This is a genomic window from Pseudomonas zhanjiangensis, from assembly GCF_041027545.1.
Classification (GTDB): Bacteria; Pseudomonadota; Gammaproteobacteria; order Pseudomonadales; family Pseudomonadaceae; genus Aquipseudomonas; species Aquipseudomonas zhanjiangensis.
This window is the reverse complement of the sequence record NZ_JBFTEG010000007.1, coordinates 177,880-190,827: the sequence shown is the minus strand read 5'-3', so window position 1 is coordinate 190,827 and position 12,948 is coordinate 177,880. Positions and strand designations below refer to the sequence as shown.

15 protein-coding genes and 1 pseudogene are annotated in these 12,948 nt (G+C 66.1%); 8 read left to right on the top strand and 8 right to left on the bottom strand.

Annotated elements, in window-relative coordinates:
• The first annotated feature begins 25 nt into the window (after positions 1–25).
• Both dgt and AB5S05_RS11230 read left to right on the top strand, forming a co-directional pair.
• A complete protein-coding gene (gene dgt / locus AB5S05_RS11235) occupies positions 26–1,519 on the top strand; it encodes a dGTPase (RefSeq protein ID WP_369287606.1) in 1,494 nt (497 codons plus the stop codon).
• Between the two features lie 101 nt (positions 1,520–1,620).
• Positions 1,621–2,520: an EamA family transporter gene (locus AB5S05_RS11230; protein ID WP_369287605.1), complete on the top strand. Its 900-nt coding sequence runs from the start codon at positions 1,621–1,623 to the stop codon at positions 2,518–2,520.
• A gap of 19 nt (positions 2,521–2,539) precedes the next feature.
• On the opposite strand, the gene AB5S05_RS11225 is transcribed toward AB5S05_RS11230, so the two are convergent.
• On the bottom strand, positions 2,540–2,794 hold the full coding sequence (locus tag AB5S05_RS11225) for a hypothetical protein (protein WP_369287604.1): 255 nt from the start codon (positions 2,792–2,794) through the stop codon (positions 2,540–2,542).
• 207 nt (positions 2,795–3,001) lie between these two features.
• On the opposite strand from AB5S05_RS11225, the gene AB5S05_RS11220 reads away from it, so the two are divergent.
• On the top strand, positions 3,002–3,331 hold the full coding sequence (locus tag AB5S05_RS11220; protein ID WP_369287603.1) for a carboxymuconolactone decarboxylase family protein: 330 nt from the start codon (positions 3,002–3,004) through the stop codon (positions 3,329–3,331).
• A 46-nt stretch (positions 3,332–3,377) separates the two neighbouring features.
• Here the strand turns inward: AB5S05_RS11220 and phaC are convergent, their stop codons facing one another.
• The 3 genes from phaC to phbB all read right to left on the bottom strand — a co-directional run bounded on the left by phaC (position 3,378) and on the right by phbB (position 7,180).
• Positions 3,378–5,084: a class I poly(R)-hydroxyalkanoic acid synthase gene (gene phaC / locus AB5S05_RS11215; RefSeq protein ID WP_369287602.1), complete on the bottom strand. Its 1,707-nt coding sequence runs from the start codon at positions 5,082–5,084 to the stop codon at positions 3,378–3,380.
• Between the two features lie 93 nt (positions 5,085–5,177).
• On the bottom strand, positions 5,178–6,359 hold the full coding sequence (locus tag AB5S05_RS11210; RefSeq protein WP_369287601.1) for an acetyl-CoA C-acetyltransferase: 1,182 nt from the start codon (positions 6,357–6,359) through the stop codon (positions 5,178–5,180).
• A 77-nt stretch (positions 6,360–6,436) separates the two neighbouring features.
• Positions 6,437–7,180: an acetoacetyl-CoA reductase gene (gene phbB / locus AB5S05_RS11205; protein ID WP_369287600.1), complete on the bottom strand. Its 744-nt coding sequence runs from the start codon at positions 7,178–7,180 to the stop codon at positions 6,437–6,439.
• 469 nt (positions 7,181–7,649) lie between these two features.
• Here phbB and phaP point away from each other — a divergent pair, with 469 nt between their 5' ends.
• Positions 7,650–8,219 (top strand): TIGR01841 family phasin, encoded by a 570-nt coding sequence (gene phaP, locus AB5S05_RS11200; protein ID WP_369287599.1) that lies wholly within the window; start codon positions 7,650–7,652, stop codon positions 8,217–8,219.
• Positions 8,220–8,304: 85 nt separating this feature from the next.
• Here phaP and phaR read toward each other — a convergent pair whose 3' ends face one another.
• Positions 8,305–8,829, bottom strand: coding sequence for a polyhydroxyalkanoate synthesis repressor PhaR (gene phaR / locus AB5S05_RS11195; protein ID WP_369287598.1), 525 nt, complete (start codon positions 8,827–8,829; stop codon positions 8,305–8,307).
• 257 nt (positions 8,830–9,086) lie between these two features.
• Here phaR and AB5S05_RS11190 point away from each other — a divergent pair, with 257 nt between their 5' ends.
• Positions 9,087–9,917, top strand: a complete 831-nt coding sequence (locus AB5S05_RS11190; protein WP_438943569.1) for a CAP domain-containing protein — start codon at positions 9,087–9,089, stop codon at positions 9,915–9,917.
• Positions 9,918–10,014: 97 nt separating this feature from the next.
• Here the strand turns inward: AB5S05_RS11190 and AB5S05_RS11185 are convergent.
• A pseudogene (locus AB5S05_RS11185) lies at positions 10,015–10,302 on the bottom strand (peptidylprolyl isomerase); the annotation flags it as partial.
• A gap of 208 nt (positions 10,303–10,510) precedes the next feature.
• Between AB5S05_RS11185 and AB5S05_RS11180 the strand changes: the two are divergent.
• Positions 10,511–10,849 carry a hypothetical protein gene (locus AB5S05_RS11180; RefSeq protein ID WP_369287595.1) on the top strand — a complete coding sequence of 113 codons (339 nt, stop codon included), beginning with the start codon at positions 10,511–10,513 and terminating at the stop codon, positions 10,847–10,849.
• A 137-nt stretch (positions 10,850–10,986) separates the two neighbouring features.
• On the opposite strand, the gene AB5S05_RS11175 is transcribed toward AB5S05_RS11180, so the two are convergent.
• Entirely contained in the window at positions 10,987–11,352 is a 366-nt protein-coding gene (locus AB5S05_RS11175) for a SpoIIAA family protein (RefSeq protein WP_369287594.1), read from the bottom strand.
• 165 nt (positions 11,353–11,517) lie between these two features.
• Between AB5S05_RS11175 and AB5S05_RS11170 the strand changes: the two genes are divergently transcribed.
• The gene (locus tag AB5S05_RS11170) at positions 11,518–12,015 is read left to right on the top strand and encodes a GNAT family N-acetyltransferase (RefSeq protein WP_369287593.1); all 498 of its coding nucleotides are present in this window, start codon (positions 11,518–11,520) and stop codon (positions 12,013–12,015) included.
• Between the two features lie 62 nt (positions 12,016–12,077).
• Here the strand turns inward: AB5S05_RS11170 and AB5S05_RS11165 are convergent, their stop codons facing one another.
• A complete protein-coding gene (locus AB5S05_RS11165; protein ID WP_369287592.1) occupies positions 12,078–12,377 on the bottom strand; it encodes a hypothetical protein in 300 nt (99 codons plus the stop codon).
• Positions 12,378–12,575: 198 nt separating this feature from the next.
• Between AB5S05_RS11165 and AB5S05_RS11160 the strand changes: the two genes are divergently transcribed.
• Positions 12,576–12,938: a hypothetical protein gene (locus tag AB5S05_RS11160; protein ID WP_369287591.1), complete on the top strand. Its 363-nt coding sequence runs from the start codon at positions 12,576–12,578 to the stop codon at positions 12,936–12,938.
• The last annotated feature ends 10 nt before the right edge of the window (positions 12,939–12,948 follow it).

Sequence of the window (12,948 nt, the reverse complement as noted above, 5' to 3'; positions counted from 1 at the left end):
GTGTACAGGCCAGGAACGATCCGCGATGCAGGGACCGGTTGATTTCAAACAGAAGATTTCCCGCGAACGGCCCTATGGCAAGGCCGAAGGGCGGCGCGGTGCCGACGCGGAGCTGGCGGCGCTGGTCGACCAGCTGGAAAGCGATCGTGGCCGGATCATCAATTGCGCCGCGGTGCGCCGTCTGCAGCAGAAGACCCAGGTGTTCCCGCTGGAGCGCAACGCCGCGGTGCGCAGTCGTCTGACCCATTCGATGGAGGTGCAGCAGACCGGCCGCTTCATCGTTCGCACCCTGTACAAGCAGCTCGGCGAGCGCGCCGCGGACTACGGCCTGGACGGCCTCGAGGGCGCCCTGGAAAGCCTGGTGGAGATGACCTGCCTGATGCACGACATCGGCAACCCGCCGTTTGGTCATTTCGGCGAATTCGCCATCGGCGAATGGTTCGAGCGCGAACTCGATGCGCTGTTCGCCGCCGCGCTGCCCGCCGGCCTGGGCGACGCCCAGTTGCGCGAACGCATGGGCGCCGACCTCAAGCACTTCGAGGGCAATGCCCAGGCGATACGCCTGGTGGTCAGGCTGATGCGCCTGAACCTGACCTATACCCAGACCGCCGGCCTGCTCAAGTACGTGCGCCCGGCCTACCAGGCCAAGCCCATGGCCGGCACGCCCGGCGCCTACCTGAACAAGAAGGCGGGTTTCTACCTGGCCGAGGAGCCGTTCATCGGCGAGCTTCGCGGCGCCCTCGGCCTGCAGCCGGGTAGCCGCCACCCGGTGGCCTATATCATGGAGGCCGCCGATGACATCGCCTACTGCCTGGCGGACATCGAGGACTCGGTGGAGAAGGGCATCCTCGAGGTCGAGCAGTTGGCTCAGTTGCTGCTCGACAAGTTCGCCCAGCACCAGTGCCCGGATGCCTGCCTGCCGGCCGGCAAGTCCTTTCGCGAGCTGGTCGGCTACGCCCTGAAACGCTCGCAGGACGAGCCGATCAACAAGGCCGGCGAGTTCTTCATCTGGCTGCGGGTGAGCATGATCCACCCGCTGGTGCAGCATGCCGCCGAGCAATTCATCGACAACATCGAGGCGGTCTACCACGGCAGCCTCGACCGGGCGTTGGTGGAGGACGGCAGCCTCGCCCATGCCATCGTGCAGACCTTCAAGGACGTGGCGATGGACTGGGTATTCTGCCATCGGGAGGTGGAGACCCTGCACCTGCAGGGCTACCGCATCCTCCAGGGCTTGCTGGATTTCTACGCGCCGCTGCTCAAGGCCAGCCCCGAGACCTTTCTGGCCCTGACCGAGGGCACCTGCCGCGCGGCGCCGCACCTGCAGATGCTCGCCCGACGCCTGCCCAGCCAGCTGCTCAAGGCCTACCACGAGGCGCTCCGGGCGCTTCCGGCCGCACCGGCTCAGGACCGCCCGCTCTGGGAGTACTACCACCGCTGCCGGATGCTCCAGGATTTCATCAGCGGCATGACCGACCAGCATGCCCAGGACGAATACCGGGCCCTGTCGGCGCTCTAGGCGCCGGCCGCACTGTGATGCCGATTTGTCGCCCCACTGTATGGGCGGGCGAGGGGCCGCGGCGGCTCTAATGGCTATTTCGCCGAGGACGAGGGGTCGCTATGTCGCCCAGGGATCTGCTGCTGGCACTGGTCGTGATCATCGTCTGGGGCCTGAACTTCGTGGTGATCAAGGTCGGCCTGCACGGCATGCCGCCGATGCTGCTGGGCGCCTTGCGCTTCCTCCTCGCGGCCTTTCCGGCCGTGCTCTTTATCAGGCGCCCGCAGCTGCCGCTGCGCTGGCTGCTGGCCTACGGCCTGACCATCTCGCTGGGCCAGTTCGCCTTCCTGTTCTCGGCCATGTCGGTGGGCATGCCGGCCGGCCTGGCCTCGCTGGTGCTGCATTCCCAGGCGTTCTTCACCCTGATGTTCGCCGCCATGCTGCTCGGCGAGCGGCTGCGCGCCAGCAGCCTGCTCGGGCTGCTGGTGGCGGCCGGCGGCCTGCTGCTGATCGGCCGGCAGGGCGGTGCCGACATGACCCTGGCCGGCCTGGTCCTGACCCTCTGCGCCGCGGCGATGTGGGCGCTGGGCAACGTGGTCACGCGCAAGATCGGCAAGGTCAACCTGGTTGGCCTGGTGGTCTGGGGCAGCCTGGTGCCGCCGTTGCCGTTCCTGGCGCTGTCCTGGCTGCTGGAAGGTCCCGAGGTGATCGACAGCGCGTTGCGCGGCATCGGTCTGGAGACGGTGCTGGTGCTGATCTACCTGGCCTTCGGCGCCACCATTCTCGGCTATGGGCTGTGGAGCCGGCTGCTGTCGCGCTATCCGGTGAGCCAGGTGGCGCCGTTCTCGCTGCTGGTGCCGGTGGTCGGGCTGAGTTCCTCGGCACTGCTGCTCGGCGAGCGGCTCGGCGCGCTGCAACTGCTGGGCGCGCTGCTGGTGATGCTCGGGCTGCTGATCAACGTCTGGGGCGGCCGCCTGCTCCAGCGCCTGCGCCGGCTCGGTGCGTCGCCCGGGGCGCTGTGACGGCGTCTGCCGGCCGAGTTCAGCCGCGCTCGCCGCCCGGTGTGTCGGCGCCGCGCCGTTTGATCGAGTTCGACATGCGGTATTCGGGGTCGAGCAATGCACGGCGAACCTTCTCGTAGTCCTCGAAGGACAGGCCGCTGCGGCTGAGCAGCTCCAGGGCGAACTGCTTGATCTCGGCCTCGGTGTACGGCCGTTCGGCGGGCTGCGGTGGCGTGGCACAGGCGCCGAGCGACAGCAGCAATGGGGCGATTATCAGGGCGAGGGAAGCTTTCACGGAAGCACCTGCGGGGCGTGGCGGAACAATGCGGCCAGCGTATTCGGCCGCCGCCGTTTGCAGAAATCATTCGCCTCGATAGTGGCTATCGGCGCTGCCGCGCCCCGGCCGTGGCGGTGCGCTTATGCCCCTGTCGCGTCGCAGGCGGTCTAGGCTGAACTAAGCCGTCCTGCCCGTGCCGGCAGGCGTAACGTGAGGAGGCAGATCATGGAAAAGAAACGCGAACTGGAAACCTATCAACGCTTTCGCAAGCAGCACACGGAGTATTTTGCTGCCGTCGAGGGCCTGGGTACCGCCGTGCGCAACGCCGGCCCGCTGGACGAACTGGTCGTCCAGCTGGTTCAACTCGGCGCCGCGGCGGCCATCCGCTCCGAGGGAGCGGTGCACAGCCATACCCGGCGGGCCCTGGAAGTCGGCGCCAGCCCCGAGCAGATCCATCACGCCTTGCTCGCGATCACCAGCACCATCGGCTTCCCCACCGTGATTGCCGCCCTGAGCTGGGCCGACGATGTGCTGGAGCGCAAGGCCAAGACTTAGGACGAGTTGACGCCGCTGTTGGCGCGGATGCCGAGCAGCCGGCGACTCAGCCGCGTTGCCTGACGTAGTCGCCAGGCGCCGGCTGCAGGGGCGGGTACTGCTTCGAGCCGAGGCGGGTGACCGCCGCGGTGGACTTGCCGGCGTACTGGCTAAGCCAGTCGATCCAGTCTCCCCACCAGCTGCCGGGGTGCTCCTCGGCGCCGGCCAGCCAGGACTCCGGGGCGGCCTGGGTGTCGGGGTTGGTCCAGTAACCGCGCTTGTTCTTCGCCGGCGGGTTGATGATGCCGGCGATGTGCCCGGAGCCGCCGAGCACGAAGCGCAGCGGGCCCTTGAGCAGGCGCGTGCTGGCGTAGGCGCCGGTCCAGGGGACTATGTGATCCTCGCGGGCGCCGACCAGGTAGGCCGGCATGTCGAGGCTGCCCAGGTCGATCACTTCGCCGCAGCACTGCAGCTTGCCGCTCTTGAGGTCGTTCTGCAGGTAGGTATGGCGCAGGTACCAGCAGTACATGGGCCCGGGCAGGTTGGTGCTGTCGTTGTTCCAGTACAGCAGGTCGAGCGGTCGCGGCTTCTGGCCCTTGAGGTACTTCTCGACGCTATAGTTCCACCAGAGTTCGTTGGGCCGCAGCAGCGAGAAGGTGTTGCCCATGTCCTCGCCGCGAAACAGGCCGACGGGGCCGCCTTCGCCGCCGATGGTGCGCTCGCGATAGCTGACCAGTTCCTCGTCGATGAAGATGTCGAGGATGCCGGCGTCTTCGTAGTCGAGCAGCGAGACCAGCAGGGTCAGGCTGGCCGCCGGCTTCTCGCCGCGCGCGGCCAGCACGGCGAGCCCGCAGGCGAGCAGGGCGCCGCCCACGCAGTAGCCGAGAATGTTGAGCTGGGCCTGGCCGCCGATGCGCTGGGTGACCTGGATCGCCTCGATGATGCCTTGCTCCACGTAGTCGTCCCAACGGCTGTCGGCGACGCTGGCGTCGGCATTGCGCCAGGAGACCAGGAACACCCGGTGGCCCTGGGCGAGGGCATGGCGCACCAAGGAGCTCTCCGGCTGCAGGTCGAGGATGTAGAACTTGTTGATCATCGGCGGCACGATCAGCAGCGGACGCTGGTGTTGCTTTTCGCTCTGGGGCGCGTACTGGATCAACTGGAACAGCGGATTCTGATAGACCACCTGGCCCGGGGTGGCGGCGATATCGACGCCGATCTCGAAGTCGTCGCGGTCGCACTGGCGCAGCTTGCCTTCCTGCATGTCGCTGGCCAGGTTGAGCAGGCCGTTGAACAGGCTGGCACCCTGGGTCTGCACCAGGCGCTCGAGGGCTTCGGGGTTGCTGTTGAGGTAATTGCTCGGCGCGGCGGCAGCGACCAGTTGTTCGACCAGAAACTGCAGACGCTGGCGCATCTTGCTCGACTCGATCGGCAGTTCGTCGAGCAGGCGCATCAGGTAGCGCGAGTTGAGCAGGTAGAGCGCCGCCAGCGAGCCGAACAGCGGCTGGCTCCAGGCCTTGCCGGCAAAGCGTGGGTCGCTGAAGGTGAAGGGCTGCTGGGTCAGGGTCTGCAGGCTCAGCTGGGTCCATTCGGCGTTGTACTCGCACTGCAGGCGCTCGAGCGCGGCACCGTCCAGCTCGAACCAGGCGTCGGTCTGGCTGCCCTGAAACCAGGGGTTGTGGCGCACCCAGTAGCGCAGTTGCTGCAACGTCAGGTGCACGCCGAATGGCAGGTTGGGTGAGAAAAAGCTGCTGAACGGGGAGGCGTTTTCCATAACCGGTATCCGCTATCTGAAAGAAGTGCTGGGGGCCAGGCCAGGGACGATGCCGGCCCGGCGCAAGCCGAACCGGTATCGCGCGCGGCGGCCCTATTCGCGTTCGACCGCCAGGGCGACGCCCTGACCACCGCCGATGCACAGGGTGGCCAGGCCCTTGCTCAGGTCGCTGCGCTGCAGTTCGTGCAGCAGCGTCACCAGGATGCGGCAGCCCGAGGCGCCAATCGGGTGGCCCAGGGCGATGGCGCCGCCGTTGACGTTGATCTTGGCGGCATCCCAGCCCAGTTCCTGGTTGACGCTCAGGGCCTGCACGGCGAAGGCCTCGTTGGCCTCGACCCGGTCGAGCTGGCCGATGTCCCAGCCGGCCTTGGCCAGGCAGCGGCGGGTGGCCTCCACCGGACCGATGCCCATCACCGCCGGATCGACCCCGGCACTGGCGTAGGCCTTGATCCTGGCCATGATCGGCAGGCCCAGTTCGGCGGCCTTCTTCGCGCTGGCCAGCAGCACCACGGCGGCGCCGTCGTTGAGGGACGAGGCGTTGCCGGCGGTGACGCTGCCGTCCTTGCTGAAGGCCGCGCGCAGCTTGCCCAGGCTGTCGAGGGTGGTCTGGCCGCGCGGCTGTTCGTCGGTGTCGACCACCAGCGGCTCGCCCTTGCGCTGCGCAATCTGGATCGGGGTGATCTCGGCCCTGAAATGGCCGGCCTCGATGGCGGCGGCGGCCTTCTGCTGCGAGGCGGCGGCGAAGGCATCCTGCTGCTCGCGACCGATGCCGTAACGCGCGGCCAGGTTCTCGGCGGTCACGCCCATGTGGTAGTCGTTGAAGGCATCCCACAGGCCATCCTGGATCATGCTGTCGAGCAGTTCGGCGTGACCCATGCGCAGGCCGGTGCGCGCCTTGGCCAGGACGTAGGGCGCCAGGCTCATGCTTTCCTGGCCGCCGGCGATCACCAGCTCGGCGTCGCCGCAGCGGATCGCCTGGGCGGCCAGGTGCACAGCCTTGAGGCCGGAGCCGCAGACCTTGTTCAGGGTCAGCGCCGGGACTGCATGGGGAAGGCCGGCCTTGATCGCGGCCTGGCGGGCCGGGTTCTGCCCGCAGCCGGCGGTCAGCACCTGGCCCAGGATGACTTCATCGATGGCGCCTGGCTGGACGCCGGCCTGGGCCAGCAGCTGGCGAATCACCGCGGCGCCCAGTTCGACTGCGGTCAAGGTGCTCAGGGCGCCCTGGAAGCTGCCGATGGCGGTGCGCGTGGCGGCGACGATCACAACATCGTTCATGTTCGGACCTCTGTGATAGGCAAGAGAGTGGGCGAACGCCCCTTGGCAGGCGCTCGCCGGGTACTGGCGCGGCCGTGTCAGGCCATGTTCAGGCCGCCGTTGACCGAGAAGTCCGCGCCTGTGGCATAGGCGGCTTCCTCGCCGGCCAGCCAGGCGACCATCGAGGCGATTTCCTCGGGCTGGCCGAGGCGCCCGGCGGGAATCCCGGCGACGATCTTCTCCATCACGTCCTCGCGGATCGCCGCGGTCATCTCGGTGCGGATGTAGCCGGGGGAGATGGTGTTGACGGTGACCCCCTTGCTCGCCACCTCGCGCGCCAGGGCCATGGTGAAGCCGTGGATGCCGGCCTTGGCGGCCGAGTAGTTGGTCTGGCCGAACTGGCCGCGCTGGCCGTTGACCGAGGAGATATTGATGATGCGGCCCCAGCCGCGCTCGACCATGGCGTCGACGACCTGCTTGGTGGTGTTGAACAGGCCGTTGAGGTTGGTGGCGATCACCGCGTTCCAGTCCTCCGGGGTCATCCGCTTGAAGGTGGTGTCGCGGGTGATGCCGGCGTTGTTGACCAGCACGTCGACCGGGCCGATCTGTTCACGCACCTGGGCGAAGGCGCGCACGGTCTCGTCCCAGTCGGCGATATTGCCGGTCACGCAGTGAAATTCGTAGCCATCGCGCTGTTGCTGTTCCAGCCAGGCATCCTTGCGCGTCGACTGCGAGCTGCAGCCCACCACCACGATGAATCCGTCCCGATGCAGACGCCGGCTGATCGCCGTTCCGATGCCACCCATGCCGCCGGTGACCAGTGCAATTCGCTTTTCCTGCATGCTCAATTCGCTCCATTGATCGATTGGAAGCCGGGGCAAGGGCTGCAAAATCCTATGGCGCGCATGGCTTGTTCGCGCGCTCGATACGGATCGCAGGTGCCTGGGCAAGCCGATAGTGCAAAGTGAATGTTGCAATATCAATACGACTTATGGGTCATGTTTGGAATAACACGTCACCGCGGTTTCGGCTCGACGGAGAGCGGTTAGTGCTCCGCAAAAAAATGCTCTGATATGGCCGTCATTCTTGTTTATGGAAATAATGTTGTTGTAACAGAATTCGAGTTATCTCTATTTTTAGTGCTCATTTGGCAGAAGTTAAGCTTGGTTTCTGGTCTTTGATTGTTTTTGTGCGGTGCAAAAAAAATACTTGCGCCTGGCGTGGGGATGGCCAAGAATGAGTCAGCGGATCGGGTGTTCCAGTGCCCGGCGGCATGGTTTATCGACCTTTCTATCCTCAGGAGACTCACCCATGACCTTCTTTGATTCGGAAAAACTGCAGGCTGATCAGAAAGCCAACCTCGACCTGCTCGAGCAGGTGAACGGCAAGATCCTCAAGGGCGTCGAGCAGCTCAGCCAGCTGCAGTTGGCCGCCATGCGTGCCGTCAGCGAGGAAGGTTTCGACAGCGCCCGCAAGCTGTTCGGCGCACGGGACCCGCAAAGTGTGGCGGCCGCTTTCGGCAGCTTCGCCAACCCGGCTCAGCAGGCCGAGCGTCTGCTGGAGTTCAACCGCAAGGTCTATGACCTGATTTCCGCGACCCAGGCCGATATCGCCAAGCTCGGCGAGCGTCAGGCGGCGCAAAATACCCAGCAGATGCAGGATCTGGTCGCCGAAATCGCCAAGAATGCGCCGGCCGGCTCCGAGTCGGCCGTGGCCATGCTCAAGTCGGCCGTCGATGGGGCCGGAAGCGTCTATGAGAGCGCGCAGAAGACCGCCAAGCAGGCGGCGGAAATCGCCGAGAACGGGATGGCGGCAGCGGCTTCGGCCGCCAGTCAGGCGACCCGCGAGGCGGGCAAGGCGGCTGGCGGTGCGCGCAAGTAAGCCGCTGCAGCCATGACCTGCAAGGCCCCGGCGCTGCCGGGGTCATTGCGGGGTTATAGGTGAAAAAGCTGTCAGGCAGGCCGGTTCAGGCCTTGTCGTCGTCCTTGCCATTCTTGTCGTTGCGGCCTGTTGCGCCTGGAAACCCCGGGAACATGCCGAACAGGTTCTGGGTGTTCAGGTACAGCTGCTTGGACTGCTCGACATACTGGCCCATCAGTTTCTGCATCATCGGCAGCTGGCTGCTCATGAAGTCGCTCCAGGCCTGGGACGATTGCTGGCCGGCCTGCGCCTGGATATCGGCCACCGCCTTGATGCTGTTTTCCAGATAGCTGCCAAGCATGCCCTGGAAGGGCCCGTAGAAGCGGATGATGCCCCGGAGCATGTCGCTGGAGAAGATCGGCTCGCCGTCACTCTCGGCTTCCTGAATGATCTGCAGGAGGATGCTGCGGGTCAGGTCTTCGCCGGTCTTGGCGTCCACCACCTGGAACGGCTCTTGCTCGACCACCAGCTTGCGGATGTCGCTCAGGGTGATGTGGCTGCTGGTTCGCGTATCGTAGAGGCGACGGTTGGGGTACTTCTTGATCAGGCGTACCGGGTTCCGGTCAGGCATGCTGCGGACTCTTGCAAACGGGAATATGTGGCCATGGTACCCCAAAGACCGAGCGGGCGTGGCGTCTGGCCGGGTCGGCCCGGGCGCTGGCTCGGGCAGGCCCCGGGGCTTGTCTACAGTGTCTCGAGAGAAGGCGGCGCTCCGGCAGTCGCCGCGTACCAGAGCCCGGCGGTGCAGCCATGACAGAGCAGGAATCAGCGACTGGCGATTGCGCATGCAAGCCCAGGTCCCGGCCCGGCTGGCGCCGCCTGGCCAGGATGCTGGTGCTGCTGGCCGCCCTGTGCCCTGGCAGTGGGGTGCATGCCGGCAACGACCGGCAACTGGTCGCGCTGATCAATGACTTGCGCCAGTCGAGCACCGGCTGTGGCGGTCGCCCGGTCGAGCCGGTGGCGCCGCTGGCGCCCGATGAGCGCTTGGCGCGGGTGCGCGTGGCTTCCGAGGCGCAATTGCAGGCTGCGCTGCGTCAGGCCGGATATCGAGCCGCGAAGGTGCAGGTGATTGCCGTGTCGGGGCCCAGGGACGCGGCCACCGCGTTGCGGGCGATCAAGCAGCGCTATTGTCGCGAGCTGCTGAGTGCGCAGTTTGCGGAGATTGGCGTGCTGCGCCTCGCCAATAGCTGGCAGGTGGTGTTGGCGCGGCCGCTGTCGTTCGCCTCCCTGGGTGATTGGCAGGCGGTGGGGCGCGCGGTGCTGGCGCAGGTCAACCAGGCGCGCGCGGCGCCGCGCCGCTGCGGCGAGCGGGCCTTCACCGCCGCCCCCGCGCTGACCTGGGATGCACGCCTGGCCAAGGCCGCGCTGCTGCACAGCCGCGACATGGCCGAGCACGACTATTTCAGCCATCGTGGTCGCGACGGCAGTTACGCCGACCTGCGGGCCACGCGTCAAGGCTATCGCTGGCGGCGGATCGGCGAGAACCTCGCTGCCGGGCAGAATTCGGTCGAGCAGGTGGTCGCCGGCTGGCTGAGCAGCCCTGAGCATTGCGCCAATATCATGAATCCGCGCTTCACCGAGATGGGCGCCGCCTATGTGTTGAACCCCAAGAGCAGCGGCGGCAGCTATTGGGCGCAGCTGTTCGGCACACCACGTTAGGGTCGGGCGCGCAGCATGGGGCAAGAGGGGGCGTTCGAGGCGTTGCGCCCGCAGGAGGGTGCTGGCCCCACCGTTCGTGCGGCGGGGCCAGGGCGAATCAGTCCTGGCGGCTGGTGACTTCCAGCAGGTGATAGCCGAACTGGGTCTTCACCGGGCCCTGCACCTGGTTGAGCGGGGCGCTGAATACCACGGTGTCGAATTCCTTGACCATCTGGCCGGGGCCGAAGGAGCCCAGGTCGCCGCCGTTGCGGCTGGACGGGCAGGTGGAGTTGTCCTTGGCCACTTGGGCGAAGTCGGCGCCGGCTTCGATAGCGGCCTTGAGTTCGTTGCACTTGGCTTCGCTGGCAACCAGGATGTGACGGGCAGTGGCTTTGGCCATGGGGGTACTCCTCTCTAAGAAGCTGCAAAGCCTACCGCAATCGGCGGGCTATTCAAGCGCCGCGCCGCTTATGTTACGGGCGGCGGTGCCCCTGGCCAGGGCGCTGGGCTGGCGATGACGAGCAGCCCAGCGGCTCAACCTTCGGTGTGGATTGTCTAAAATTCAATCAGGCGGGCGCGGGCGCGCCCGGACATTCACCTGAGGAGGTCGTGCCATGAATACCTTCACCATCGAAGGCTGGTGCAAACCACGCGGGGCGCAGAAGTCCACGCCGATGGGGCAGATCCATTTCCGCGTCAACGAACCCGATCACGTGCGCCTGGAACAGGCCGAGGAGCGCCTGCAGCAGACCCATGAGGCCGAGGCCATGCTCGATGTGGACATGAGCACGATGGAGGTGGTCACCCCGGATGAGTGCGGGCCCCTCTCCGACTGCCAGTTGCGCGTCTACCTGGATTCGGATCAACGTGGTCAGTTCCACCTGGTCGGCCACCGCAAGAGCGATGGCAGCCTGGTGTACACCAATGCGGTGATGGTCGATCAGCTGGGTTAGGCAGCGGTGCAATGGCGCCTGGCAAGCGCCTGAGCGCGAGGCGCATCCAAGCCTTGACCGCCGAGGACGCGCCTCGCGGCGTTGCGTGTCGCCTCATGCCGGGCGCGCGTCTGCTGTGCAGGCGGGTGCCGGCCTGCCTACTGCTGCAACCAGGCCTCGGCTTGCGCCTCCTGGACCGAATCGAAGGCCTTGATCTGCAGGCCGGGGATCAATGCCCCTTCGACCTCGCTGGCCTTCCTGACCCACTGCTTGTCGGCCACCACGGCCATGCGGTCGAAGCGCCGGGCGACGCGAAAGATCTGCGGGATGTGCGCCAGTTCGACGCCAATCGCGCCCAGCGACGGCATCGAGAAGTTGCCGATGCGATAGAGCATGCGACCATGCTCGATGCCTTCGGATTGCTGCGTCAGCTGATCCAGCGCGGCGCGCATGTCGTCGCGGTTGAGCTTGCCGGCAAAGTCCACGTCGATGCGGTTTTCGCCGTGTCGCGTTACCTGGAACATAACGACTCCTCCACGAATGGATGACCCTACTACGATACGCCGCTTGGCGGGATTCGTTAACGGGCAGATGCGTCGGGCAAATCTGCTGCGGTATGTGCCACAGGGCGACGGCGCTGCCCTGGCGTCTTAAACTGCCTGGGCCCTTATCCAGCCGTCGAGTGAGCCATGTCCGTCCAGCTAGTGCCTGCCAGCGTCGAGCAGTTGCCGCTGATCCGCAACCTCTACCAGTTCTATGCCTACGAGTCGTCGGACTGGGAGCAGGAGGATGTAGAGCTCGACGGGCGCTTCTACGTGCATGAGCCGCACCTGGCGTTGTACTGGCAGCGCCCGGACTGGAGTGCCCAGTTGATCCTGGTGGACGGCTTTATCGCCGGCTTCCTGCTGATCGAACGCAGCGAAATCCCCGGCGTGGACGCGCTGGAGTTCGCCGACCTATTCATCCTCAGGAAGTACCGCCGCCAGGGCATTGGCCGGGCGCTGGTCGAGCAGGTGATTCTCGCCAGCCAGCAGCCCTGGGTGGTCAGCCTGTACCCGCAGGACCCGCTGGCCGCGCCCTTTTGGCAGGCGATGCTGAGCGAGCTGCCGTTTCGTTCGGTGCAACGCTTGGCCGATGGCGGCGAGCCGGAGTTGCTGACGTACCTGATCAACCCACGGCCGCACTGAGGCGTCGGCGCGGCGTGGCGGTTGGGCGCCGGAATCACCCTCTGGCGCGGCAGAACGGCTCGCTACTCGAGCAGTCGCGCCCGGCCCGACAGGCGCTGCACCACGGCCTGCTCGCACAGCCGGAAAAGCAGGTAGCAGGCCATGGCCAGCAGCGCTATCAGCGAGAGCTGGACGAACTGCAGAAAGCCGCCGCTTACCAGTGCCATCCAGCCATGCCTGACGATAAACGCGGTATTGCTGCTGAGCAGATGCACCAAGTCGATGGTGAAGTAGCCAAAGGTCAGAAAACTGACCGTCATCAGCAAGAAACTCACCACCAGGTGACGGTGTAACCACCGATAAAACGAACTGTAGGCCTGCATGGTCGCTCCCGTGGCGCTGGTCGTCTGTTGGGGCACCCTCGTGGCCGGCATGGGGCTGCCACTGCGGCGAAGGCATACAGCAAAGGTAGCTGACCCGCTGGCAGCCGGGTCGGCCCCGCGCCCAGGCATGTTCTGGCGATTTTCCCCGGTAGGCTAAGATGCTGGCTGGGTTGCCCGCTTTCCACAGGAGCTAATGGCATGATCGGCAAGCTACTCTCGACCGGATTTTCCTTGGCCACGCTGCCGGCACGGCTGACGTTTCGCAGCGTTCGTGCCCTGGCCATGACACCAGCGGAGGTCAACCGCTTGTTGAGCGAGATGCGTGACGCATCGGATCAGGCGGTGCAGGAGATCCAGGCGATGCTGGCCAGCGTCGATGACGAAATGGGCCGCAAGACCGCGCACCTGAGCAATGCCGACAAGCGCCTGGCGGCCCAGCTGGCGTTGCAGGCCGCGGAACAGCACCTGAGCATGGCCGCGATCAATGTCCTGCGGGCCCTGTGGCTGACGCGTCACTCGACACCGGCGTTGCCACCCGGGCGGCCCGACCCGCATCCCTAGAGCGAGCAGC

Excerpts from the sequence above, each read along its gene's own strand:
- dgt (WP_369287606.1), top strand. The coding sequence starts at position 26 with ATGCAGGGACCGGTTGATTTCAAACAGAAGATTTCCCGCGAACGGCCC.
- AB5S05_RS11230 (WP_369287605.1), top strand. The coding sequence starts at position 1,621 with ATGTCGCCCAGGGATCTGCTGCTGGCACTGGTCGTGATCATCGTCTGG.
- AB5S05_RS11220 (WP_369287603.1), top strand. The coding sequence starts at position 3,002 with ATGGAAAAGAAACGCGAACTGGAAACCTATCAACGCTTTCGCAAGCAG.
- phaC (WP_369287602.1), bottom strand. The coding sequence starts at position 5,084 with ATGGAAAACGCCTCCCCGTTCAGCAGCTTTTTCTCACCCAACCTGCCA.
- AB5S05_RS11210 (WP_369287601.1), bottom strand. The coding sequence starts at position 6,359 with ATGAACGATGTTGTGATCGTCGCCGCCACGCGCACCGCCATCGGCAGC.
- phbB (WP_369287600.1), bottom strand. The coding sequence starts at position 7,180 with ATGCAGGAAAAGCGAATTGCACTGGTCACCGGCGGCATGGGTGGCATC.
- phaP (WP_369287599.1), top strand. The coding sequence starts at position 7,650 with ATGACCTTCTTTGATTCGGAAAAACTGCAGGCTGATCAGAAAGCCAAC.
- phaR (WP_369287598.1), bottom strand. The coding sequence starts at position 8,829 with ATGCCTGACCGGAACCCGGTACGCCTGATCAAGAAGTACCCCAACCGT.
- AB5S05_RS11190 (WP_438943569.1), top strand. The coding sequence starts at position 9,087 with ATGCTGGTGCTGCTGGCCGCCCTGTGCCCTGGCAGTGGGGTGCATGCC.
- AB5S05_RS11180 (WP_369287595.1), top strand. The coding sequence starts at position 10,511 with ATGAATACCTTCACCATCGAAGGCTGGTGCAAACCACGCGGGGCGCAG.
- AB5S05_RS11175 (WP_369287594.1), bottom strand. The coding sequence starts at position 11,352 with ATGTTCCAGGTAACGCGACACGGCGAAAACCGCATCGACGTGGACTTT.
- AB5S05_RS11170 (WP_369287593.1), top strand. The coding sequence starts at position 11,518 with ATGTCCGTCCAGCTAGTGCCTGCCAGCGTCGAGCAGTTGCCGCTGATC.
- AB5S05_RS11165 (WP_369287592.1), bottom strand. The coding sequence starts at position 12,377 with ATGCAGGCCTACAGTTCGTTTTATCGGTGGTTACACCGTCACCTGGTG.
- AB5S05_RS11160 (WP_369287591.1), top strand. The coding sequence starts at position 12,576 with ATGATCGGCAAGCTACTCTCGACCGGATTTTCCTTGGCCACGCTGCCG.